The organism is Acinetobacter sp. 231_lipA (assembly GCF_058243005.1).
Genome location: NZ_JBZAYU010000001.1, coordinates 443,165 through 467,805, shown reverse-complemented (window position 1 = coordinate 467,805; position 24,641 = coordinate 443,165). Strand labels below are relative to the sequence as shown.

Annotated in this window: 21 protein-coding genes and 1 tRNA gene; 10 read left to right on the top strand and 12 right to left on the bottom strand. The window is 41.8% G+C overall.

The window, feature by feature from the left end:
• On the bottom strand, nucleotides 1-1,143 hold the full coding sequence (gene carA / locus AC4CUX_RS02420; RefSeq protein ID WP_178928299.1) for a glutamine-hydrolyzing carbamoyl-phosphate synthase small subunit: 1,143 nt from the start codon (nucleotides 1,141-1,143) through the stop codon (nucleotides 1-3).
• A gap of 308 nt (nucleotides 1,144-1,451) precedes the next feature.
• Between carA and AC4CUX_RS02415 the strand changes: the two genes are divergently transcribed.
• Nucleotides 1,452-1,898 carry a hypothetical protein gene (locus AC4CUX_RS02415; RefSeq protein ID WP_004982703.1) on the top strand — a complete coding sequence of 149 codons (447 nt, stop codon included), beginning with the start codon at nucleotides 1,452-1,454 and terminating at the stop codon, nucleotides 1,896-1,898.
• Nucleotides 1,899-1,971: 73 nt separating this feature from the next.
• Here AC4CUX_RS02415 and AC4CUX_RS02410 read toward each other — a convergent pair whose 3' ends face one another.
• Together AC4CUX_RS02410 and yhbY are read right to left on the bottom strand one after the other, a co-directional pair.
• Nucleotides 1,972-2,511, bottom strand: a complete 540-nt coding sequence (locus AC4CUX_RS02410; protein ID WP_004695605.1) for a DOMON-like domain-containing protein — start codon at nucleotides 2,509-2,511, stop codon at nucleotides 1,972-1,974.
• 12 nt (nucleotides 2,512-2,523) lie between these two features.
• Complete coding sequence (gene yhbY / locus AC4CUX_RS02405) at nucleotides 2,524-2,847, bottom strand: ribosome assembly RNA-binding protein YhbY (RefSeq protein WP_004695606.1); 324 nt, start codon at nucleotides 2,845-2,847, stop codon at nucleotides 2,524-2,526.
• Between the two features lie 194 nt (nucleotides 2,848-3,041).
• Between yhbY and rlmE the strand changes: the two genes are divergently transcribed.
• The 4 genes from rlmE (at nucleotide 3,042) to AC4CUX_RS02385 (ending at nucleotide 7,175) form a co-directional block, all read left to right on the top strand.
• Nucleotides 3,042-3,692 (top strand): 23S rRNA (uridine(2552)-2'-O)-methyltransferase RlmE, encoded by a 651-nt coding sequence (gene rlmE, locus AC4CUX_RS02400; RefSeq protein WP_004695608.1) that lies wholly within the window; start codon nucleotides 3,042-3,044, stop codon nucleotides 3,690-3,692.
• 132 nt (nucleotides 3,693-3,824) lie between these two features.
• Nucleotides 3,825-5,717, top strand: a complete 1,893-nt coding sequence (ftsH, locus tag AC4CUX_RS02395; RefSeq protein WP_004695609.1) for an ATP-dependent zinc metalloprotease FtsH — start codon at nucleotides 3,825-3,827, stop codon at nucleotides 5,715-5,717.
• A gap of 134 nt (nucleotides 5,718-5,851) precedes the next feature.
• Nucleotides 5,852-6,703, top strand: a complete 852-nt coding sequence (gene folP / locus AC4CUX_RS02390) for a dihydropteroate synthase (RefSeq protein WP_490792148.1) — start codon at nucleotides 5,852-5,854, stop codon at nucleotides 6,701-6,703.
• A gap of 160 nt (nucleotides 6,704-6,863) precedes the next feature.
• Nucleotides 6,864-7,175, top strand: a complete 312-nt coding sequence (locus AC4CUX_RS02385) for a DUF5713 family protein (protein ID WP_004982696.1) — start codon at nucleotides 6,864-6,866, stop codon at nucleotides 7,173-7,175.
• Between the two features lie 54 nt (nucleotides 7,176-7,229).
• On the opposite strand, the gene AC4CUX_RS02380 is transcribed toward AC4CUX_RS02385, so the two are convergent.
• Both AC4CUX_RS02380 and AC4CUX_RS02375 read right to left on the bottom strand, forming a co-directional pair.
• The gene (locus tag AC4CUX_RS02380; RefSeq protein ID WP_010327270.1) at nucleotides 7,230-7,598 is read right to left on the bottom strand and encodes a hypothetical protein; all 369 of its coding nucleotides are present in this window, start codon (nucleotides 7,596-7,598) and stop codon (nucleotides 7,230-7,232) included.
• Between the two features lie 97 nt (nucleotides 7,599-7,695).
• Nucleotides 7,696-7,781: transfer RNA gene (locus AC4CUX_RS02375), tRNA-Leu, on the bottom strand.
• Between the two features lie 212 nt (nucleotides 7,782-7,993).
• Here AC4CUX_RS02375 and AC4CUX_RS02370 point away from each other — a divergent pair.
• Nucleotides 7,994-9,763, top strand: coding sequence for an alkaline phosphatase D family protein (locus tag AC4CUX_RS02370; protein WP_178928300.1), 1,770 nt, complete (start codon nucleotides 7,994-7,996; stop codon nucleotides 9,761-9,763).
• A 40-nt stretch (nucleotides 9,764-9,803) separates the two neighbouring features.
• Here the strand turns inward: AC4CUX_RS02370 and AC4CUX_RS02365 are convergent, their stop codons facing one another.
• Complete coding sequence (locus AC4CUX_RS02365) at nucleotides 9,804-10,532, bottom strand: hypothetical protein (RefSeq protein ID WP_058870058.1); 729 nt, start codon at nucleotides 10,530-10,532, stop codon at nucleotides 9,804-9,806.
• Nucleotides 10,533-10,706: 174 nt separating this feature from the next.
• Here AC4CUX_RS02365 and AC4CUX_RS02360 point away from each other — a divergent pair, with 174 nt between their 5' ends.
• Nucleotides 10,707-11,219: a hypothetical protein gene (locus AC4CUX_RS02360; RefSeq protein ID WP_004695616.1), complete on the top strand. Its 513-nt coding sequence runs from the start codon at nucleotides 10,707-10,709 to the stop codon at nucleotides 11,217-11,219.
• A gap of 47 nt (nucleotides 11,220-11,266) precedes the next feature.
• On the opposite strand, the gene AC4CUX_RS02355 is transcribed toward AC4CUX_RS02360, so the two are convergent.
• The 4 genes from AC4CUX_RS02355 to AC4CUX_RS02340 form a co-directional block, all read right to left on the bottom strand.
• Entirely contained in the window at nucleotides 11,267-11,551 is a 285-nt protein-coding gene (locus AC4CUX_RS02355; RefSeq protein WP_058870057.1) for a hypothetical protein, read from the bottom strand.
• A 121-nt stretch (nucleotides 11,552-11,672) separates the two neighbouring features.
• On the bottom strand, nucleotides 11,673-13,013 hold the full coding sequence (locus tag AC4CUX_RS02350) for a CitMHS family transporter (RefSeq protein ID WP_490792147.1): 1,341 nt from the start codon (nucleotides 13,011-13,013) through the stop codon (nucleotides 11,673-11,675).
• 236 nt (nucleotides 13,014-13,249) lie between these two features.
• On the bottom strand, nucleotides 13,250-14,578 hold the full coding sequence (gene paeA, locus AC4CUX_RS02345) for a polyamine export protein PaeA (protein WP_125273234.1): 1,329 nt from the start codon (nucleotides 14,576-14,578) through the stop codon (nucleotides 13,250-13,252).
• A 129-nt stretch (nucleotides 14,579-14,707) separates the two neighbouring features.
• The gene (locus AC4CUX_RS02340; RefSeq protein WP_178928301.1) at nucleotides 14,708-15,697 is read right to left on the bottom strand and encodes a LysR family transcriptional regulator; all 990 of its coding nucleotides are present in this window, start codon (nucleotides 15,695-15,697) and stop codon (nucleotides 14,708-14,710) included.
• A gap of 647 nt (nucleotides 15,698-16,344) precedes the next feature.
• Here AC4CUX_RS02340 and AC4CUX_RS02335 point away from each other — a divergent pair.
• Nucleotides 16,345-17,949, top strand: coding sequence for an isocitrate lyase (locus AC4CUX_RS02335; protein ID WP_178928302.1), 1,605 nt, complete (start codon nucleotides 16,345-16,347; stop codon nucleotides 17,947-17,949).
• A 103-nt stretch (nucleotides 17,950-18,052) separates the two neighbouring features.
• Here the strand turns inward: AC4CUX_RS02335 and AC4CUX_RS02330 are convergent, their stop codons facing one another.
• Together AC4CUX_RS02330 and AC4CUX_RS02325 are read right to left on the bottom strand one after the other, a co-directional pair.
• On the bottom strand, nucleotides 18,053-18,427 hold the full coding sequence (locus AC4CUX_RS02330; protein ID WP_178928303.1) for a diacylglycerol kinase: 375 nt from the start codon (nucleotides 18,425-18,427) through the stop codon (nucleotides 18,053-18,055).
• Between the two features lie 214 nt (nucleotides 18,428-18,641).
• Nucleotides 18,642-19,781, bottom strand: coding sequence for a glycerophosphodiester phosphodiesterase (locus tag AC4CUX_RS02325; protein WP_178928304.1), 1,140 nt, complete (start codon nucleotides 19,779-19,781; stop codon nucleotides 18,642-18,644).
• Between the two features lie 256 nt (nucleotides 19,782-20,037).
• On the opposite strand from AC4CUX_RS02325, the gene AC4CUX_RS02320 reads away from it, so the two are divergent.
• Nucleotides 20,038-23,142 (top strand): multidrug efflux RND transporter permease subunit, encoded by a 3,105-nt coding sequence (locus AC4CUX_RS02320; RefSeq protein WP_178928305.1) that lies wholly within the window; start codon nucleotides 20,038-20,040, stop codon nucleotides 23,140-23,142.
• A gap of 135 nt (nucleotides 23,143-23,277) precedes the next feature.
• Entirely contained in the window at nucleotides 23,278-24,624 is a 1,347-nt protein-coding gene (gene mgtE / locus AC4CUX_RS02315) for a magnesium transporter (protein ID WP_178928306.1), read from the top strand.
• Nucleotides 24,625-24,641: the final 17 nt, after the last annotated feature.

The following is a 24,641-nucleotide window of genomic DNA, read 5'->3' as shown; positions in this document are numbered from 1 at the left end:
TTACTTCTTAGATGCTTCGATAAGTTCGATGAAATGATCGAACAATGGTGCGCAGTCATGCGGACCAGGGCTTGCTTCAGGGTGACCTTGGAAGCTGAACGCTGGTTTGTCTGTACGATGAATCCCTTGAAGAGTTTGATCGAACAAAGACTTGTGCGTAGCTTTCAAGTTTGCAGGAAGTGTTTCTGCATCCACTGCGAAGCCGTGGTTTTGAGAAGTAATCATCACTGTGCCTGTTTCCATGTTTTGAACAGGGTGGTTAGCACCGTGGTGACCATGCGGCATTTTCACTGTTTTTGCACCTGAGGCAAGTGCAAGAATTTGGTGACCCAAGCAAATACCAAAGACGGGTAGGTTGCGAGTGTCTTCTACAATTGTTTTTACAGCTTCAATTGCGTAGTCACATGCAGCTGGATCGCCAGGGCCGTTCGATAAGAACACGCCATCCGGATTCAATGCAAGCACGTCAGCAGCAGGAGTTTGTGCAGGCACGACAGTGAGTTTACAACCGCGGTCTGCAAGCATACGTAAGATGTTGGTTTTGACACCGTAGTCGTATGCAACAACATGGAATTTAAGTTCAGGTTGTGTGAAGCCTTTGCCTAATACCCAAGAACCTTCTGTCCATTCGAAACCAGTTGGGTCACAGCATTCTTTCGCTAGGTCTAAACCATTTAAACCACCAAATGAGCGTGCTTTTTCTAAAGCCTGCTCTTCAGTAATATTTTCACCAGCAAGGATGCAACCATTTTGCGCACCTTTGTCACGCAAAATACGGGTTAATTTACGCGTATCAATATCTGCAATTGCGACAACATTATGTTCTTTTAAGTATTCGCCTAAAGATTGCGTTGATCGGAAGTTGCTATGCAATAAAGGTAGGTCACGAATGATTAATCCGTTGGCCCACACTTTATGAATTCGACCTGACTCAGCGTCTTCATCATTACAACCTGTGTTACCGATATGAGGGTAAGTTAAAGTCACAAGTTGCTGTGCATAACTCGGGTCAGTCAAAATTTCTTGATAGCCAGTCATGGCAGTGTTGAAAACGACTTCACCAGTCGTACTACCCGATGCACCAATAGACGTTCCTTTAAAGATCGTACCATCGGCAAGGGCTAAAATTGCTGGGGTGCTCAAACCAAAGCTCCTGAAATTTAGGCTGTAAAAAAGCGAGTAGACGAAAAAAAAGGAAGGCTATCTAAAAACCTACCCTCCCTATGTCTGCTCGCTTGAACTTAACATGGCACTATACGCAACTTCACTAACAAAGTCCATGCCAATAAGATGGAATTAACAAGATAAAGTGCTTTTATTTTGTAGCGGATACTGTTTCTAAGTTTTGTAAAGAAAAATGTAACAACAAATAATTGTCTAACAAATCAAAATCTAAATTTTATCGAATCACGCTAAGCTGTCGCTGTGTATATAACAACAGGAATAACATCATGACTGAACAAGACAAAGTGACCAAACCAAAGCCAGCGTTGAAAGAAGTTGTTGCAGAAAGCACTGAAAAGCTTGAGCAAGTGGCGAAAGAAGCAACAGAGCAGGTCACTGAAGCGGTAGTTGAAAGCAAAGAAAAGCTTGAAGCTGAAGCGAAGCAGTTAAATGCCAGTGTGCAAGAGCAACTCCGCCAGTTTAAACAAGATCTTTTACTGCGCTTAGAAACCATTAAAGGGCAGTTATCGAACTCTCAAAAAGACTTAACTGAACTAAAAGAGTTTGTTAAAACTGAGTTTACGGCTGTTTTAGATGACTTGACCAAACTAGGTAAAGAGTTAAAAGGTGATGTCAGCGAAATTTCAGTAAAACATAAAGATCAGTTGACTGAAACGTTTAAACGTTCAAAAGAACACACCTTAGATGCGTGGAATAAAGTTTCAAACAAATAATCTAGCTGTACGAGGCTCAAGATTAAGTGCATAAAAAAGTGAGGTCATAGCCTCACTTTTTTATTGATCTGGATTAAAACTGATGCAACCAATCACGTTTATTGTGAAAGTCAGCTTGTTGACCACTATGCTGCATGGCATAGAACTGTTGACCTTGTGATGTATTCAACACAGCTGATAGACCTAGATATAGGTCAGCCCATTTGAGTTTGTGTTGCAGCATAAATTCAGTCAGATCAATGCTGACATTTAAACCATAGTGGGTGCGCTTCAATTGATTGAGTTCAATATCATAAGCGACCTGTGGCGGCATATCTTCAGGATAACGATATTCCTCAAACTGATAGGCCTGCCAAGCTTGCGAAGGGGAGAGATTGATCTCGCGATAATAATCTTCGCCTTTTACCCCGATAAAGACTTCAAAACAGGTGTTTTCCCATAAAAAGTCTTGACGAGGATTTGCATTCACGACTTCGGGCCAGTGCATGTACAAATTGGGATCGCGTAACCAAAAGCCGATATTGAGAGCATATGGGCTTTGTTGTTCAATCGCACCAACAAGCGAAATTGCTTGAAAGCGACGATCAAATGCACTGAGTTCGTAACTTGCCATAAAAAACTACAATTATTTTGCTGCGTGAGCGAAACGAACTAAATTAGACAATTTGGCATTTTGTTTCGCCGCTTTTTTGTAAAGCAACGCAATTTTACCAATGGTCTGTACAATCTCTGCACCTGTAGTTGAGGCAATTTCTGCAATGATTGCAGCGCGCTCTTCACGGTCTTCACCCGCGACTTTGACTTTAATCAATTCGTGGTCGTTTAAAGCACGTAAAATTTCTTCAACGACATTTTCAGTCAGACCTGAACCGCCAAGCATTACCACTGGGTTTAAAGCATGACCGATTTGACGCAAACGCTTGCGTTCCTGAATGGATAAAGTCGCCATAAAGATAACCTAATTTTAAAAACGGCTTAGTATAACAAACTGCGAAATTAAACGCTTTATATTCTGTGGAAATAATCGATTTAGATAATAGAAAAAAACAACTAAAACCCAAGATTTGGATACAGATGTATACTGCAAGCCTAGAGAATTTAACGTACAATTAAGTTTAAGAAATTTTAATGTTTTAGAGAGATATGGCAACACGCATTACCAACCAAAAGTTATCCAAAAGTAGCCGTGCGTGGATGAGAGAGCACCTTGATGATCATTTTGTGAAAAAAGCGCAAAAAGAAGGTTATCGAGCACGTGCAGCTTATAAGTTACTTGAAATTCAAGAAAAATATAACATCATTCGTCCGGGCATGACCGTGGTTGACTTGGGTGCTGCACCTGGAAGTTGGTCACAAATTGCAGGAAAGCTGGTCGGTGATCGAGGATTGGTGGTTGCATCTGACATTTTGGAAATGGATGCACTCCCAGATGTGACCTTCTTGCAAGGTGACTTCCGTGAGCAAGAAGTATTCGATAAATTGTTAAATATTTTAGATGGACGTAAAGTAGACGTTGTAATTTCAGATATGGCCCCCAATACTTCAGGTAACAAGGCTGTAGATCAACCTCGCCAGATTTACCTCTGTGAATTGGCCATCGATTTTGCTACGAAAGTGCTCGGTCCAAATGGTCAATTTGTTGTAAAGGTATTCCAAGGTACAGGCTTTGACGAGTTCCGTAAGCAAGTAGTCGACAACTTTGATGTGTTAAAAACAGTAAAACCTGCTGCATCACGTGCCCGATCTAAGGAAGTATTCTTAGTTGGGCAAGGCCGTAAGAAGGCTTTCAAATAAAGTTTACTTGCCAAGTCGTTAAAAATTGTGCATTTTGTACCTTTTTATTATTTTGCGAAGCTGATCTTCAGCAGAAACTTTAAGGTCACCCGATAGGGCATGATCAAATTAGATTGATATGGGAATAAAGCTTTGAGCGATCTCTTCAAGAATGCCATATTGTGGCTAGTGATACTGGGCGTACTGATCCTCATTTTCAGTAATGTCAGTAGCAATGAAAAGCCGACAGCGATGAATTATTCAGAGTTTGTTGCTGCGGTGAATGCTGGTCAAATTAAGCAAGTGACAATTGATGGCGAACGAATTCATGGCCAAAAATCAAACGGTTCAGAGTTTGAAAGTATTCGTCCTGCGGTTCAAGACCCAGAGCTTATGCCTAATCTGATTAAAAATAACGTTGTCGTTGAAGGTACTGCACCTGCACGTCAAGGTTTATTGATGCAACTTTTGATCGCAAGCTTCCCTGTACTTTTAATCATTTTGTTATTCATGTTCTTTATGCGCAACATGGGTGGCGGAGCAGGTGGTAAAAACGGTCCAATGAGTTTTGGTAAGTCAAAAGCAAAAATGTTGGCAGAAGACCAAATTAAAGTGACTTTTACCGATGTCGCTGGCTGTGATGAAGCAAAGCAAGAAGTTGTGGAAATTGTTGATTTCTTAAAAGACCCTTCAAAATTTAAACGTTTAGGTGCAACGATTCCTAAAGGCGTGTTAATGGTGGGTCCACCAGGTACAGGTAAAACTTTACTTGCAAAAGCAATTGCAGGCGAAGCAAAAGTACCATTCTTTAGTATTTCTGGTTCTGACTTTGTTGAAATGTTCGTGGGTGTGGGTGCATCTCGTGTTCGTGACATGTTTGAACAAGCGAAACGTCATGCACCATGTATCATCTTTATTGATGAGATTGATGCTGTGGGTCGTCATCGTGGTTCAGGTACAGGTGGTGGTCACGATGAGCGTGAGCAAACCTTGAACCAAATGTTGGTGGAAATGGATGGTTTTGAAGGCAATGAAGGTATTATCGTCATTGCTGCTACAAACCGTGCAGATGTACTGGATAAAGCTTTACTCCGTCCGGGTCGTTTTGACCGTCAAGTAATGGTTGGTCTGCCAGACATTAAAGGTCGTGAGCAAATCTTAAATGTTCACATGAAGAAACTTCCTTCAGTGACTGGTGTCGATGTACAGGTGCTTGCACGTGGTACACCTGGCTTCTCTGGTGCACAATTGGCGAACCTTGTGAACGAAGCTGCACTCTTTGCTGCGCGTCGTAACAAGAACACTGTCGATATGCATGATTTTGAAGATGCAAAAGACAAGTTGTACATGGGCCCTGAACGTAAGTCGATGGTGATTCGTGAAGAAGAACGTCGTGCAACTGCGTACCATGAAGCTGGTCATGCGATTGTGGCTGAAATTCTACCGGGTACAGACCCTGTACATAAAGTGACTATTATGCCACGTGGTTGGGCGCTGGGCGTAACATGGCAGTTGCCTGAACATGACCAAACCAGCCACTATAAAGACAAAATGTTGAATGAACTTTCAATTTTGTTTGGTGGTCGTATTGCTGAAGAAATCTTTATCAACCAAATGTCGACAGGTGCTTCAAACGACTTTGAACGTGCAACTAAAATGGCACGTGCGATGGTGACCAAGTACGGTATGTCTGACAAACTTGGTGTAATGGTGTATGAAGATGACTCTCAGCAATCATTCATGGGCAGCATTGGTAGTCGTACGATTTCTGAAGCAACACAGCAACAAGTAGATGCTGAAGTTCGTCGTATCATCGATGAGCAATACCATGTAGCGCGCAATATCTTGGAAAACAATAAAGATATTGCTCATGCGATGGTTAAAGCTCTGATGGAATGGGAAACGATTGATCGCGAGCAAATTCGTGACATTATGGAAGGTCGTGAGCCACAACCACCAAAAGTATATGTTGCAGAAAATCCTGTGATGGATGTAACTCCAACGGATGGTCCAAGCACACCACCACCATTACCATCGGCAACTTAAGATTTAAATCTTGAAATAAAGGACCACCTTCGGGTGGTTTTTTATTGTGCATATTTTTGATGTTTTAAAGAAAAATAAGCACACAGCTCTGCTACACGCGTTAAGATAATCCTAGTTGAACTGGAGTAAATTAGATGCAATTGATGGATTTACCAAAGAAAATCCTACATTGTGGTGAGCTATCACTCGATTTGTCGGTACCGCAGGTGATGGGTATTCTGAATGTGACGCCAGATTCGTTTAGTGATGGTGGAGAACATAATGGTAAAGTGCAGGCGATTGCACATGCGAAGCAAATGATTGCAGATGGAGCAACGGTGATTGATGTAGGGGGCGAGTCCACACGTCCAGGTGCATCTGTGGTTGAGGTCGAGGAAGAAATTCGTCGTGTTGTTCCAGTGGTGGAAGCCTTGGCTGAACTTGATGTGGTTATTTCGATTGATACTTCTCAATCTGAGGTGATTCGAGCCGCTATTGCCGCTGGTGCGCACATTTGGAACGATGTCAGAGCTTTGACACGCCCGAAGGCATTAGCGACTGCTGCTGAGCTGAATATTCCTGTAATTATTATGCATATGCGTGGTGAGCCGACTACCATGAATGGCTTAGATCACTATGATGATGTCACTCAAGATGTAATAACGGAGCTTTCCCAGCGTGTGGCGGATGCACTCAAGGCAGGTGTCAAAGCTGAAAATATCATTATTGATCCGGGTTTTGGCTTTGCTAAAAATGCAAAGCAGAACCTTAAGCTTTTAAACGAATTCCATCAGCTGAATCAGCTCGGGTATCCCATCTTGTCCGCATTGTCACGGAAGCGCTTTATCGGCGAAGCCTTAGGTGGGGCGGATGCAGGGCAGAGGGCTGTGGGTTCTGTAGCGGGACATTTGCTGAGTATTCAACAAGGCGCGTGTATGGTGCGCGCTCATGATGTCAAAGCCATGAGTGATGCGATCAAGGTTTGGCAAGCGATGAATATTGCTTAATGCGGCGGCGGAATGCTGGGCTAATGATTTAATTTGAAAATTTGATCTTTATCTGATTTTTAGACTAGCAGCATTTTGAGATGCTGCTTTTTTATTTGGTGATTTGTTCGGTTTATGTTATACAGACTCGTTTTTTAAGTTTCTCGTTTTGAGTGCCTGTATGTTTGCAGATTTACTTCTCCCTATGTTTGATGATGAATATTATCCCGATATTCTTGTTGCTGAAGTGAAGCAGCATGTCGAGACTTTTGCTAAAAAAATTGTAAAAGCAAAATCTGAGGGTGATATTTATCAATATGCCAATGCCACAGTGGCTGAAATTAATGAAATGAAGCCACATTTTGAAGATCTGGATTCGTCGTTAGATGATTCTGCTGCCGATTTTATTGCTGAAGCGATGATGATGGTGGTACAAGATGCTGGGTTTATGGATATTGAAATGGAAGAATTGGTGGTGAACAGAGAGTGGTGAGCCACTCTCTCATTTCAAGTTCTGTTGGTTTTGCTTTAGAAGCTGAGATTGCTGTTATAACTCATCTAAAAGATCGGTGAGATGACAATTTTGGTTCAAATGTTCATCTTGAATCGTATCGACTGTCATCACATATTCACCTTCGACCATTTCAGCATTTGCACTGAGATTCAGCCAAAATTTTGGATGCTTTTTCATGACCTCACGAATATGTTGCTCATCTTTAGTGTGATTAAAGCTTAATTTAAAATGAGCATCTACTGATTTACACGCATGTAAATAGAGTTGACGGTCTTTTTCAATAATTGTGCCTGCAAACAAGTCATAAAAGGTATCGCTATCTGTTTGCTGTGAGGTGGGGTTTGCATGGCTGATGTTTGAAAAAATTAGGCATAAGATGATAATGAGAGTGTTCTTTTTCATATTGTGATTGTTATGTGCTTCGATGCATAAATTATAGACATAAAAAAACCAGCATATCGCTGGATTTTTTATTGCACCATCTTAATTAGCTTAATAATGGTGCCCGAGGCCAGACTCGAACTGGCACGCTTTGTGGGCGGGGGATTTTAAATCCCCTGTGTCTACCGATTTCACCACTCGGGCATGAGCGCAATAATAGAGGACGAAATAAAAGTTGGCAAGTCTATTTGTGATTATTTGCTTTCTTTTCAAACAATTCAGCGGTTTATGTTTAAAAAATAGCAAAATTATCTGTCTGCACTTGTTCAGGCGTCATAAAAATGTCATCGACTTGAGATATGCATGTCATATTTTTCGCATAAATTTCAAGTCCATATCGTCTTTAGGCAATCCACATGACAAAAAAAATGAACCGCCGAGAACTTATTCAAAAAACTTTGGCAGGATTTGGTGCTTTATCTTTACCTATTTCACTGACCGCTTGTGGTGATGACGCCGATTCAAACACACAGCCCACTACGCAAGTGCAGTTTTTGCATGGGGTTGCCAGTGGTGATCCTTTACAAACTCAAGTTATCATTTGGACACGCGTAACACCATCGGATAGCAGTGCGCGTTTAGAGGTGCTCTGGGAAGTGGCAAAAGATGCAGACTTTAAACACATTACAGCAACAGGAAAGGTGCTGACTACAGCTGCACAAGATTTTACGGTGAAAGTGGATGTGACGGGACTTGCTGCGGGGCAAGTTTATTTCTACCGTTTTAAATCGGCGTCGACATATTCAACCACAGGGCAAACCAAAACTTTGGCAACGCAAGTACAGTCGGTACAGTTTGCCGTATGCTCATGTTCAAATTATCCAGCGGGTTATTTCCATGTTTATAAAGAAATTGCAAAACAGGATGTGGATGTTGTGATTCATTTGGGGGATTACATTTACGAATATGGTATGGGCGGATATGCAACGGAAGAGGCTGTAGAGATGGGGCGTGCACTGGCGGATGATAATAGCTTAGAAATTATTCGCTTAGATGACTATCGCAAACGTTATGCTTTATACCGACTAGATGCAGATTTGCAGGCCGCGCATCAACGTCATCCTTTTATTGTGATTTGGGATGACCATGAACTCGCAAATGATACATGGGAAAAGGGTGCTGAAAATCATCAGTCAGATACTGAAGGCGATTTCCTTGAACGTAAACTTGCGGCACTGGCGGCCTATTTTGAGTGGATGCCAATCCGTCCGCTTTCTGAAAAAGATCATTTGAATATTTATCGCCAGTTTAACTTTGGTAATTTAGTGCAGTTGAATATGTTGGATACGCGTATTCTAGCGCGGAGTAAACAGTTAGATTATGCAGATTATTTAACCGCATCGGGTTTGGATGCTGTGCGCTTTACTACAGATATGCAAGACCCAAATCGAACGTTACTGGGGTTGAATCAACGCGCATGGTTAACACAGCAACTTGCGAGCTCTAAAGCCACATGGCAAGTTTTGGGTCAGCAGGTGTTGATGAGCAAAATGCTTGTTCCAGCCGAGATGTTACAAGTGCTCAGTGCAATCAGTAGCGGCGCGGTGACTCCAGAGGTTTTGGCGCAGGTGAATCAACTCATTAAAGAATTGGTAGAAATAAAACTTCGTTACTTAAATCATGATCCATCTTTAACAGTAGAGCAGTTGTCTCGTATTAAAACTGTGGTTCCTTACAATTTAGATGCATGGGATGGTTATGCGGTTGAAAGGGAGACGTTGTACGGCACACTACAGTATTTAAATAAAAAAGTCGTGGTCTTGGCTGGTGATACCCATAATGCATGGGCATCGGACTTACACGATTTAACAGGGCAATTTGTAGGTGTGGAGTTAGCGACAAGTTCAGTTTCCTCGCCAGGTATGGAAAAGTATTTGTCTATTCCAATGCAACAACTCAAAGAGTTTGAGTTTGCTTTTACAACCTTGATTGATGAGCTGAGTTATTGCAATTTAAATCAGCGTGGTTATTTGAAAGTCCGTTTTACCGCAGAGCAGGTACAAGCGGATTGGATATTTGTGGATACCATTAAGAACAAAGAATACATCGTTGATGAGACTCGCTCACATCAAGTAATATTAGATCCGACATTATTGCCAATCAGTGCGTTAAAGCAAACGGCCTAAAATGACCTTAGAAAAAACCGAGCATCATTGCTCGGTTTTTTTATAATTTCTCATCGATATAGCTGTCGAGATCGATGTGCTTAATCTGTTTACAGTAAGCATGCTCATACTTCAGCAGTTGCACATACAAATCTGCTTCATGCCCCAGCTGGGTTTTACGTGCCTGATAATCTTCAGATTGATGGGAGCTAAAGCGTAATTGGAGTCGTGATTTGAGCGTTTGCTTATAGGCCCAAAAGCAGACACGTCTAAGTTGTTGTAACTGATGATGTTCAACCGACTGGCTGTGGTCTCGAAATAAATTTTCTTTATAGAAGCGCACAAAACCAAAGTTTACACCAAAATAAAACAAGATCCACATCAGCAAACTGCTTTCAAGGAACATTAGATTGAGTCCACTTAAAAGAATCACGGCAGCGAGTTTGATGGGCGCATGGCGTTGCAGTTGATACAGGGAGTTTGATGAATGTTTAATTTGCTTAATGACAAAAGGTAAGACCCACATCAGCACCAATAAAATAGTGATAATGGCGTAACTATGACTTTGCAGCGGGTCGAGATTCTCCAAGTGAGTTAAGTAAAAATTTTTTAGAATTAAGCTGATTGGAATAAAAATCATCACCGCCAAAACCCACGGAATAATTTCACGTTGGTCATCTAAAATACCGCGTGTTTTGATTTGACTATAAAGCAAGTAATTACGTTTAAATGCGGCAGGGTAGCGGGTCTCTAATTGTTGCAGTAACAGTTGAACTTGTTTGGATTGCATCGTCAAAAAAGAGCGTATGAGAAAAATAGCCTTTACTATAGTAGATTTGGAAGGGGATGACTCAAAAAAATAAGTAAAACAGAATATTCACAGAGAAAAGCACAACAATTTCGCTTTTTCGCTCTGAATTATGCGAAAATGTCGGATTCAATTTTTTTTGTCTAAGGGCAGTTCATGACTGATCATTCTCCTGAATCTTTAAGTGATATCGAAATTTTAGACATTTTGCAGTCTATGAAAGACGATGAGCTTGATACAGAGGCAAAAGAAGAGATTCGTAAGGGTGGTAAAGCGGGTCGTCAAGAAGCACATAAACTTGCGATTGTGGCTTTGAACCAATCTTTTGAAAGCAAATTTGTTGAAGCTGTAGCTTTGGCGTTGGGTCTGAATGAAGGTCAAGCCAAAAAAATTCGCTATAAGAAAGACCGCATCCGTATTTTAAAAGTACGTGGGATTGATTACATGGCGATTGATGGTGCGGAAACAGCACAAGTCTTGTCACAAGTTGCACAAGCCATTGTACGGGAAGATGCGACCGTGACACATGATTTGCACAACATCTTCCCATTTTGGAAAGAAGGCTGGCCAATGGTTCAGTTTGACAGCGCATATAAAATTTTATCTGAAGATATTACCATTCACTATCAAGCGACTTTAGATAAATTGCTTGAATTATATGGTCGTTAAGATCGCAGTCTCAAAAGCACCTTTGGGTGCTTTTTTATGGCTTCTATTTAACTATGGAAAATCCAAGACAGTAATAAGCTGATGGGCCAAATAAACAGTCGCCACCATGTAATCAGTGGATTCCAGAAATACTGTCCAAAAGACAGAGTCTCGTTAAAGCTTCGTTGCCCACGTTCATAAGCACAAGGTGTAATCCGCCATGCTAAAATCAGCAAAACAATCGCACTTACGATCAGCAGCGTGTGGCTGTATTGGGCAAAATAATAATAAATCAGATAGAGCGCAGAATAAAAGAAAGTACATGCCAACACAGCGGGCAATGAAAAAGACATAGGCTTGACTCTATTATATTGTTATATCAAGGTATTATAAATGAAAATACCCGATGTATCACATCGGGTATTTATCGGTTGTTGAGCTTAAGGTTCGTTATAACTCAGTATGAGTATTTGATTAACCCAGTGTTGAGTAAAGTGGGAAAATACCAAAGATCATCGCTGTAACCAGCATCACTAAACAAGTAATCACCGCCCACTTGATGGTAAATTCTTGGTGTTCACCAAAGTTAATTCCAGCCAATCCACAGAGTAAGTAAGTCGATGGAACCAATGGGGACAGTAAGTGTACAGGTTGACCAACAATCGATGCACGAGCCATTTCCACAGGAGTGATACCATAGTGTCCAGCGGCTTCAGAGAGTACAGGCAGTACACCAAAGTAGAAGGCATCATTCGACATAAAGAAGGTCAGTGGCATACTAATCACAGCCGTGATAGGTGCTAAATACGGCCCCATACTTTCTGGAATAATGGCAACCAGTTCTTGAGACATGGCTTCAACCATACCTGTACCCGATAAAATACCGGTAAAAATACCTGCCGCAAAGATAATCCCGACTACAGCTAAGGCACTGGCAGAGTGGTTACCAACCAAACGCTTTTGCATGTCTAGATCTGGATAGTTCACCACCAAGGCAATACACAGGGCAACCATGAACAGAATCGCCGCAGGTAAAATGCCCATTATTAAGCAGACCATCAAGACCAAAGTTAGTAGAGCGTTAAACCATCTTAAGTGGGCACGGTTGGCTTCAGGTTCTTGCGAAATCTGAATACTGTCACCATGGCTAATATCTAATTCCACAATACCAATGCGCTTACGCTCCATACGGCCATACATAAAGCCGAGGAAGTATAACCACCCAATTGCAACGAGCATTGGTAAAATCATCGGAACAAAGACATCGTTTGGATCGACATGCAATGCCGTTGCAGCACGTGCTGTTGGTCCACCCCATGGCGTTAGGTTCATGATGCCGCTCGCAAGCATCATTAGACAAGCCATAATTAAAGGGCTCATACCAATACGCTTATACAGCGGTAGCATTGCGGCAACACAGATCATGTAAGTGGTTGAACCGTCACCATCCAAGGAAACAATTAAAGTCAGTGTAATGGTGCCGAGGGTCACTTTTAAAGGATCACCTTTAACCTGCTTTAAAATCCACTTCACTGAAGGGTCGAATAGACCCGTGTCGATCATAATTGCAAAATAAAGGATTGCGAAAAGGAGCATTACGCCCGTAGGAGCGAGCTTTTTAATGCCTTCCATCATCATATTGCCAAGTTCAGCAATATCAAATCCAGCAAGGTTGTCAACAAAGAGACTTAAAACATAAGTAAGTAATGCAAAAATGATAGGGATTAAAGTTAAAGCAACAAGAGCGCTCAGTCGTTTGGACATGATTAAGTACATGAAGCACATAATCATGCCTAAACCTAAAATGGTCAGCATGGATCAATCCTTTGAACGTGTTAAGTCTGTTTATTCAGCAAGTGACAGCGATAGTATGCAATTCAGCATGATTTTTAAATGCTCTTAAACATATGTGATTTTTCATTCTATTTTTCTAATAAATAATATATATCTGTAAAGTATGGTTAAGATACTTATTTTGTATAACTTCATATGGTTAAATCTGAAGCAAAAAAAACCTTGCAGTTGCAAGGTTTTAATTCAAGGCGATGTTCCTATTCCTCGACTGTTTTAGTTTCAGGCTGTAGTGTTTCTTCAAGTAAACGCGTCACTAAAAGTTGGTCAATCTTAAAATGGTCGACATCAACCACTTCAAATTTAAAGCCTGCATATTCTACGGTATCGGCAGGGCGTGGAATTTTGCGTAGACGGTACATCATAAAACCAGCCAAGGTTTCATAATTTTCTTCATCTGGCATTTCATCAATGGCCAGTGCATGCTTCATGTCTTCAATCGGCGTGCTGCCATCAATCAGCCATGAATTATTATCACGTTTAATGATCTGTTGTTCGGCTTCAATTGGAGTAACCCAGTCGCCCATGACCGTAATCATAATGTCTGACAGGGTGATGACGCCCACGACCAAAGCATATTCATTAATCACAACAGCAAACTTTTCTTTGGTGGAGCGGAAACGGTCTAATAACTCAGACAAGGTTAATGTGTCTGGAATGGTGAGAACATTACGAATGGTGCTTTCATTGAGTTGTAGTAAAGATTGATTATTCAGGATACGGACCAGAATGTCTTTGGCATCGACATAGCCAATTACATCGTCAATATTTTCACTACAGACTAAAAACTTAGAATAAGGATATTCAGCCAATTTTTGACGAATGCTGGTTTCGGATTCATTTAAAGTAAAATACACCACATTTTCACGCGTGGTCATACTTGAAGGAACGTTCCGCTCTTCAAGTTCAAATACGTTTTCAATGAAATGGTGCTCTTGCTTTTGCAGAACCCCAGCTTGTGCACCCGCATCCATCACTGCAGAAATATCATCAAAGGTAATGTTGTCATCACGGGTGGTATTCACTTTAAATAGGCGGAATAACAAGTTGGCAAGAGCATTAATAATCCAAGCCAAAGGTTTGCATACCTTAATAAACACCTGAATGGGGTTAATCACCGCAATAGAGATTTTCTCTGGGGCAATCATGGCCAAACGTTTTGGCATGAGGTCAGCAAACAAAATAAATAGAGAGGTGACTAAAGTGAAAGATAGAGCAAAGCTAATGGTTTCAGACCAAGGGCCAGTATAAAAACGAGAAACAAAGCTCATGAAGTAAGGACGAAAAGCCCCTTCACCTAAAATACCGCCCAAGATTGCCACTGCGTTTAAGCCAATTTGTGAAGCGGCAAAGAAGTCAGCAGAATTTTCTTGTAAATTCAAAACTTTCTGTGCGCGATCCTCACCCGACTCAGCCAAGATTTTCAGCTTGACCTTACGTGCTCCCGCCAGTGCAATTTCTGTCAGAGACAAGAAACCCGCCCCAGCAATCAGGACTAGAATGATAACTATGTTTTGAAAAAGACTCACCGAATCCACCTGTGATTCATCGTTATTATGAATATTTTTAACACAAAAAAAATAAAGACAGTAATTAGTTACTGTCTTCTATCATACCTGAGTTATTGATATGAATATGAATTATTTAGAACTGAATGCTTAATAATGTGAGAATTGCAAGTTATTGCCTAAAAACTCTCGATTTTCCTCCTCAATCATTTGACGTGCCACATACAAAATCAGCTGTCTGAGCCAGCGATGTGCAGGATGGTGATGCAACAGTGGGCACCATGCCATTTTCAACTCAAATTCTGGAATATAAAAAGGTGGATCTTTAATCAGGAGATTTTGACTTTTGGCTTGTAGGCGTGCAATACGGGTCGGTAAAGTCGCGACTAAGTCTACATTTGAAGCCAATAGTGCAGGCATTTGATAATGTCGAGTGAAGACCGAAATTTTACGTTTTTGGCCAATACGCTCTAACGCTTGATCAATCCAACCGAGACCTGCTTGTTTTTCAGGGTTAACGCCGAAACCAACGCCCATACCTGTTTTAGAAACCCAAATATGCTGTGCATCAAGGTAACTTTTTAGGTTTAAGTTGCTGGCGGCGGGGTGTTTACCGTTCAGCAAACATGAAAAACTGTCACGCCAGACTAAAACTTGATGGAAGCTTTGTGGAATTTCATTGAATCGGTTAATGGCTAGATCAACTTTACCTTGTTCCATATCACGATATGACACATCACTTGGAGTTAAGAAGTCTAAAACCACATTGGGTGCTTCAGACCGTAATGCTTTAACGAGGCGTGGAACTAAGGTTGCTTCGGCATAATCCGAAGTCATAATACGGAAAACCCGATTTGAGGTATAAGGACGGAACTCGGTACGAGGTTCCAAAATCATGGAGAGATCAGAAAGAGCGTCACGTATGCGGGGTTGTAACTCTAAAGCCCGTTCGGTCGGTGTCATACCTTCAGAAGAGCGAATTAGCAGGGGATCATTAAATAAGTTACGAAGACGACGTAGAATATTACTCATTGCTGGTTGGGTGACACCCAATTGTTCAGCTGCTCGGGTTACATTTTTTTCGCGTAAAAGTACGTCCAAGTAAATTAAGAGGTTTAGATCAACCCGCTCCAGATTCATAAAATAAATACCGAGAATAAAATCATGAAATTATTTGCATTATGCCATAAGCCACCAGTCTTGTGTAATAAACTGACGAAAAAAAAAGCATCGGGTTGTATAAAGAATACCCCCTTCATTTTCTCAGAAAATGTTTTTTTATTTTTAAAAGCGGAGAGGATATTAGTCCTAAGCAATGTTTTAATATGTGTGAATTGAGGCTTAGAGTATCGCCTAGAAAATGGCTTGAGATGGCTTATTGTTGGTGGAATAAAAGCGTGATAAATACTCTTTTTGCTGAATATTGAACTTTTGTCATTTTGGTCACATTAAGTATTGATTTTCGGTTGGGACTCTTTTTTTCAACGGCCGAGACTTAAGTCTAATGAAGAAATATTCGACAAAGTATGTATTTTTTACGGTTTTCTTATTTTATTTAAGTTTAATAATAACAAATACTTGGTTTTAATTTGTCGAAATATAATTAGACTTTTATCTATGTATTTTTTAAATAAATACTGAAAATTAATGCAGAATATTGGATTAATTTTTTCTGTCAATCTAATCTGTATTCATCGCAACGAAGCGCTCTAAATCTAAGCAAAAGCTTGAGGGTCTGATTTTAGCTTTTCGTTGAAGAAAATCCTAATATTATTACAGGAAATATCATGACTACATATCAAACAGCGATTGATGCAATCCGCGAATTAAAAGCAAAATTCGGTAGCACTTGGGCAGACATCAGTCCTGAAGATGCTGCGCGTATGCAAATCCAAAACCGTTTCAAAACTGGTTTAGATATCGCTAAATACACAGCTGCAATTATGCGTCGTGATATGGCTGCTTATGATGCTGACTCTAGCAAATACACTCAGTCTTTGGGTTGCTGGCACGGTTTCATCGCACAACAAAAAATGATTGCGAACAAAAAATACTTCGGTACGACTGAACGTCGTTACATCTACCTTTCTGGTTGGATGGTTGCTGCACTTCGTTCAGAATTCGGTCCACTTCCTGACCAATCTATGCATGAAAAAACTTCAGTACCTGCATTGATCGAAGAAATCTACACTTTCTTACGCCAAGCTGATGCTAAAGAATTAAACGACCTATTCCGTGCGCTTAAAAAAGCTCAAGAAGCTGGTGATACTGCAAAAGCTGCTGAAATCACTGCGCAAATCGACGGTTTCCAAACTCACGTAGTGCCAATTATTGCGGACATCGACGCTGGTTTCGGTAACGAAGAAGCAACTTACTTACTTGCTAAGAAAATGATCGAAGCGGGTGCTTGTGCACTACAAATCGAAAACCAGGTTTCTGACGCGAAACAATGTGGTCACCAAGCTGGTAAAGTAACAGTTCCACACGAAGACTTCATCGCGAAAATCCACGCGCTTCGCTATGCATTCCTAGAAATGGGTCTTGACGACGGTATCATCGTTGCACGTACTGACTCTGAAGGCGCTGACTTGACTCAAAAAATCCCAGTGGTTAAAGAGCCAGGCGACATCGCTTCTCAATACATCAGCTACTTAGACACAACTGAAATCGACATTTCAGAAGCTCAAGAAGACGAAATCCTGATCAAGCGTGATGGTAAACTTCACCGTCCTAAACGTCTTGCTTCTGGTCTATACCAGTTCCGTGAAGGCACGCAAATCGACCGCGTTGTACTTGACTGTGTAACTAGCCTACAAAACGGTGCTGACCTTCTTTGGATCGAAACTGCGACTCCAAACGTTGCTGAAATCGCTCACATGGTTAACCGTGTACGTGAAACAGTTCCAAATGCGAAACTTGTTTATAACAACTCGCCTTCGTTCAACTGGACTTTAAACTTCCGTCAACAAGCATATGACCGTTGGGTTGCTGAAGGTAAAGACGTTTCTGCTTACGACCGTGCTAAGTTAATGAGCGCTGAGTACGATGCAACTGAACTGGCTGCTGAAGCTGACGAAAAAGTTCGTACATTCCAGGCTGATGCTGCTCGTGAAGCGGGTGTGTTCCATCACTTGATCACACTTCCGACTTACCACACAGCTGCGCTTTCTACTCATGAGCTTGCTCAAGGTTACTTCGGTACTGAAGGTATGTTGGCTTATGTTGCTGGCGTACAACGTAAAGAAATCCGTGGTGGTATCGCTTGTGTTAAACACCAAGCAATGGCGGGTTCTGACATCGGTGATGATCACAAAGAAATCTTCTCTGGTGACAACGCTCTTAAAGCGCACGATGATGCTAAAAACACAATGAACCAATTCGCTGCTCACTAAGCACTGAACTGATTCAAAAGAAAACCCTGCGAAAGCAGGGTTTTCTTTTGACTTAATTTTAAGCTTGTTGAACAGCTTGAGTGTGAAATATTGAACAAAAATGTTAAGGCATCAGAATCAGTAGCCAAACAATAAAGATAATACTTAAAGAAACAAACTGTGCAGCACTGCCCATGTCTTTGGCATTTTTTGAAAGCTCATGCCGCTCCAGTGAAACACGATCCACAATCGCCTCAATCGCTGAGTTGAATAACTCAACAATAATTGCAAGTAAACAGACGGCTACCATGAGGGCTTGTTCTAAGCGACTGACATCACAGAAAAAACTTGTTGGAATCAGAATCAGGTTAATCAACAGGACTTGGCGAAAAGCAGCTTCGTGCGCAAATGCGGCCTTAAAACCTGAAATAGAATAATGTGTTGCATTAAAAATACGTCTAAAACCTGACTTGCCTTTGAGTGGGGAATATTGGCTCATACCATCAACCATTTTAAAATTTCAGCCACAATACATGATCTATATTAAAAGTCACTTAATTATAGTATTCAAAAAGTGCTTAATCTATGTATACCTAAAATAAGAGAAAAGAGATTAAAAAGCCTGCTTTTTAATCTCTATAGTTAAAGGGTGGATATGGGTTGGAAGTAAACGAGATGCTCAGTTGTCTGGTTTGCTTCGTAGATGATCTATTCTATTTTTTCAAAAAAGCATCGGCGGCTTGACGACCTAAAGCGGGATCATCGGTAAAGACACCATCCACTCCCGCTTTAAATAAAATCTCAAACTCTGCCAGTGCGCCTTTTTCGCACTTTTCAGCGGCAATGGCGCTACAGTCTAAATAGTCTGGCAAGAAATTGTTTTCAGGGCGTAGGGTATAAGGATGTACTTTTAAGCCCACTGCGTGTGCATCGTTCACAAAACTGGACGGGGTCGCTGGCTGAGTATTCGGCACGATATAGGTTTTGCTTGGTCCGACACCATGCGCATAGCTTGCGACGTCTTTCAGTCCTTGAGGTGTTGCCATATCACTATAGCGGAGTGTTGATTTGGCAAGCACAGCATCGGCAGGTTGTTCGGACTTGCCACCATAGAGTTGAATAATTTTGGCATGTCGAATCGATTTTAATTGATCCAACTGTTGACGCATCTGTTTTAAGTTGCTGACTTCAAACGACTGGATATAGACTGGCGCAATGTCACGACTATAGGTGTGTTTGGCCAGCGTGGTTAATAAGCGTTGCTCCATGGCCAAATTGAGACCTTGGAAATAGCTGGGATGTTTGGTTTCGATATACAGGCCCACAATTCTTCCTGTCTTTTTATAGTGCGCATCTACGAGTTCAATAATTTCATCTAAAGTAGGCAGATCAAATTGATCATTATATTGGGCATTTGCTGGACGAATCTCTGGAATACGTTCTCGTGCCTTCAGTTGCTTCAGCTCGTTTAAAGTAAAGTCTTCAGTAAACCAACCTGTGTAAGTCACGCCATCAACGACTTTACTCGTCTTCCGTTCTGCAAACTGCGGCAAGCTGCTGACATTGGTGGTTCCTCCGATTTCATTTTCATGGCGAGCGATTAAATAACCGTCTAGAGTTGGCACCAAATCAGGCTCAATAAAATCTGCACCATCATCAATTGCTTTTTGATAAGCGGCTAATGTGTGTTCAGGGCGTAGCGCGCTGGCGCCGCGATGTCCAATGATAAGCAATGTAGGCTCAATGTATTCGGCGTTGTTTGGCGGTGCTTGGGACGCGGCATTGTCTTTCTCATCATGATGACAGCCCAATAAGCCTAAAAAAATCAAACTCAATAATGTTCTTTTTAACATGTGTTCCTCAACATTTTATTGTGGTGTTGCGGATTCAGTGTTCAATTTTAATATCTCAGATCAATGACAAATTGCGAAAAATTACAGGATGTCATCAATTGGTCAAAAAGCTTTCTTCATAGTTTCTTCATATTTAGCTCTAATGTTCTATTTCATGTTGTTAAGTCTTGTTTTTTAATGATTCGTCATAGAAGATCAAGCATAAAGTGATACCAGTTTCTAGATCTAGCCTCAGACCCAAGAGTACCGCAGACCCATGCTGTCTAAATTTTTTATTCATCGTCCAATTTTTGCTGGTGTGCTGGCGATTATCGTGATGGCATTTGGTTTATTTGCCACCTTTCAGTTGCCTGTAGAGCGCTACCCCGATATTGCACCTCCGCGAATTACGGTGAGTGCAACATATACAGGCGCGTCGGCAGAGACGGTGGAGGAGAGCGTTACTCAGGTTTTAGAACAGCAAATTAAAGGGATTGATCATTTACTGTATTTTAGTTCGAGCAGTGACTCGAATGGCCGTAGTCGAATCAGCATTAGTTTTGAAAATGGAACTGACCCAGATACCGCTCAGGTTCAAGTTCAAAATGCCATCAATGGGGTGATTAACCGCTTACCAGAAGATGTGCAGCGTCAAGGGGTCAATGTTTATAAGTCGCTTGGCGATACGCATATGGTGATTGGTCTATATGACCAAACAGGCAAAAGTAGCAATATTGCACTGTCTGATTATATGATGACGCATTTGGAGCAAGATTTAGCCCGTATTGATGGGGTTGGTGAGGTTGATGTCTTTGGCGCACAGTATGCCATGCGCTTATGGCTGAATCCGCACAAATTGCGTCAATATGGACTGATGCCGAGTGATATTCGTGCGGCGGTTGAAGCGCAAAACACGCAAGTGGCCGCAGGGGCAATTGGCGAGTTACCCAGCCTGTCAGACCAATATTTAAATGCGAAAGTCACCTCTGGTACACGTCTAAAAACCGTTGAAGAATTCGAAAACATCATTGTCAAATCGACCCGCGATGGCAGTTTTATTTATTTAAAAGACGTCGCACGGGTGGAACTAGGCGCGGAAAATTACCAGTCGTTTAATACCATTAATGGTTTTCCTTCAGCGGGGATGGGCATTTCACTGTCTTCAGGGGCTAATGCCTTAGCGACGTCTGCATTGATTAAGCAAGAGGTTGCCCGTTTATCTTCTAAACTGCCTGAAGGCTATCAAATTGTTTATCCACGTGATAACACGCCTTTTGTGCAAGAGTCGATTAAGGAAGTGGTCAAAACACTGTTTGAAGCAGTGCTTTTGGTGATTGTGGTCATGTTTGTATTTTTGCAAAATTGGCGTGCAACGTTGATTCCGACTATCACAGTACCTGTTGTAATTTTAGGTACGCTCGCCATTCTGTATGTGCTCGGGATGAGTATCAACACCTTAACCCTATTTGCATTGGTCTTAGCCATCGGGCTTCTGGTGGATGATGCGATTGTGGTGGTGGAAAATGTTGAACGGCTGATGCATGAACAGCAGATGAGTGCTCAACAAGCCTCGATTGCATCGATGCAGGAAATCAGTGGGGCATTAATTGGGATTACTTTGGTGTTAACCGCAGTGTTTATTCCCATGGCCTTTTTCGGTGGCTCGACAGGAGTGATCTACCGTCAGTTTTCAATGACTTTAGTTGCTGCCATGGCGCTATCGCTGCTGGTCGCATTGATTCTGACGCCAGCGTTGTGCGCCTTAATTTTAAAACCCAATGATAAATCGGCACGATGGGCAACTTGGTTTAATCTGAAGCTAGATCAGCTAAAACAGCGTTATTTAAAGTTGAGTACGCAGACCATTCAGCACAGTAAAATCATGCTGGTGGTTTTTGTGGCGTTAATTGCCGTCTTTGCATTATTTTATCGTGCTTTGCCGACCAGTTTTATTCCCAGTGAAGATCAGGGTATTTTAAGTGTCCAGTTTAAACTGGCCGATGGTGCACCGCTGAGTCAAAGCCGTGTAGTTGGGGAAGAAATTCGCCAATATTTTTTAGACCAAGAACAGGCCAATATCAATTTGGTGATGATCCGCTATGGTCGTAATTTCTCAGGGACGGGACAAAATTTAGGTCAGGGTTTTATTGCATTGAAACATTGGGATGAACGTAAGGGGAAAGAAAATTCCGCACAAGCGATTCGAGAACGAGCGATTGCTCATTTTAGATCGCATCGAAATGCGCAAATTAATGTAAATATGCCGTCTTCAGTCAGTGGCTTAGGACAAACCGATGGCATGGAGTTTTGGATACGTGATATCAATGGCGAAGGTCGTGCCTATTTAGAAGCACAGTTCAAAACTTTGCAGGAAGCATCCAAGCAGTATTCTAGTTTTAGCAATTTAGATAAACGTTCTAACCCAGATAAAGCCGAACTCAAAGTGGATGTGAACCAAAAGCAAGCTTTGGCCAATGGACTCAGCCAGACCGCCATTAATAGCACTTTATCCAGTGCTTGGGGTGGAAGTTATATCAATGACTTTATTGACCGTGGTCGGATTAAGCGGGTAATTATGCAAGGGGATGCCGAATTTCGTTCAAAACCTGATGATCTTCAAGCATGGACCGTACGTAATGATCTGAACCAAATGATTCCTTTTACAAATTTTGCTCAAGTATCTTGGAGTGGAGGCCCTGAGGTAGTGAATCGCTTTATGGGCTATACCGCACTAGAAATGGAGGCGGATACAGCACAAAATGTTAGTTCTGGACAAGCCATGCAAGACGTACAAAACATGGTACGAGGGCATGATGGTATTGATCTAGCATGGAGCGGGTTATCGTTCGAGGAAAACAAGTCCAATAACCAAGCATTGCTGCTGTATTTGGTCTCCATAGGCTTTATCTTTTTATGCCTTGCTGCACTTTATGAAAGTTGGAGTATTCCAACTGCAGTCATGAGTGCGATTCCACTCGGTATCGGTGGCAATATTTTGTTCAGTTATCTGACGGGTTTTCCGAATGATATTTACTTCCAAATTGCCTTGCTGACTACAATTGGTCTGTCCTGTAAAAATGCGATTTTAATTGTGGAATTTGCTTCACTGGCGCAGCAAAAAGGCCAAACCGCAATTGAAGCTGCCTTGGAAGGCGCAAGCTTACGTCTACGTCCGATTTTAATGACGTCTTTGGCTTTTGGCGCGGGTGTTACACCTCTGGTCTTTGCTTTTGGTGCAGGGGCCGCAAGTCGTCAGGAAATTGGGGTGAGTGTACTCGGTGGCGTGATTTTTGGTACGGTGTTGGTATTGCTGTTTATTCCTTTAATGTATGTCTTGGTTCGCCGTGTGTTTCATGGACGAACACCTCAGGAGGAAGTCTAAGATCGAATCTGAAACATTCGTGTGCAGTATGAATAGGCAAAGCGAACCTTTAATCCAATCAGGCTGAAAGGCCTGACATTTAAAGATCCTTTGCTATACTCGGACAGATAAAGAAAAACAATATTTGAGTGGTGTATGCCAAATCCGTCATTTTCACAGCAAGATTTCCAAGCGCAATTAAATCAGCCCGATAACCATGCTTTTATCCAAAGTTTGAAACAGTACAGCACTGCGGATTTAGCTGATATTTTAATGGCCCTGCCTATAAATGACCAAATTCGGCTATTGGAACAATTACCACAAGCCAGTTATGTCTTTGAGTTTTTAGCATTAACCGAGCAGCAGCAGCTAGCAGCGAAATTGCCTCAGGCTTTGCTGGTGAAGCTATTGGCTCAGATGCATTCGGATGACCGTACCGATTTATTTCAAAGCTTGGCACAAGAGGTTCAAGGTCAGATTTTTCCGCAGCTAGATGCGCATGTTCAAGCCCAGCTGAATGATTTAATGCACTATCCTGCCGAGTCTGCGGGTGCAATTATGAGCACCGAGGTCATTACGGTACATGCCGAAATGACAATGCAACAGGCGATTCAACATATACGACAGTATGCAGCGGAAAGTGAAACTTTATATCTCATCTATGTGACCGATGCCTCGCGTTATTTACACGGTGTGATTTCGCTGCGGCAAATTATCCAATCTCCTCCTGAGCAATTGATTGGACAGGTTATGACCAGTCATGTCATCACGGGGTTGGTCAGTGAGGATCAAGAAAGCATTGCACAGAAACTGGCTCATTATGATTTTATGGCTTTGCCCATTGTCGATGAGCAGCAGCGTCTATTGGGGATTGTGACTTATGACGATGCAATGGATGTGGTGCAACAAGAAACCACAGAAGATATTCTAAAAAGTAGTGCGGTTGCAGCCAGTCCGCAGATGAGTATTAAAACGGCTCCAATCCTATTACTGTATCAGAAGCGGGTGTTTTGGTTGGTGTTTCTGGTTTTTGGTAGTTTACTCTCGGGGCTAGGAATTGCACACTTTGAAGACTTGATTGCGGCACATATCGTTTTGGTATTTTTCCTTCCTTTACTGGTGGGAAGTGGGGGAAATGCGGGGTCTCAGTCTGCAACCTTAATGGTACGTGCACTGGCAACCGGCGATGTACATTTTAAAGACTGGTTTTATTTGCTAGGACGTGAAAGTCTGGTTGCGCTGTGTCTAGGCGGAACCATGGCAACGGCTGTTTCCATTTTGGGCTATTTCCGTGGGGATATTCTGGTCGCCGTAGTATTGGCATTGAGTATGATGGGCATTGTGTTGATGGGTTGTCTGATTGGTATGAGTCTGCCGTTTATCTTAAACCGCATGAAACTCGACCCAGCCAGTGCATCTGCACCTTTGGTCACCTCAATTTGTGATGCGTCAGGCGTGGTGGTATATCTGCTGATTGCATCGCAAATTTTAAGCTTATCCTAAGCTTATAAGCACTTGTT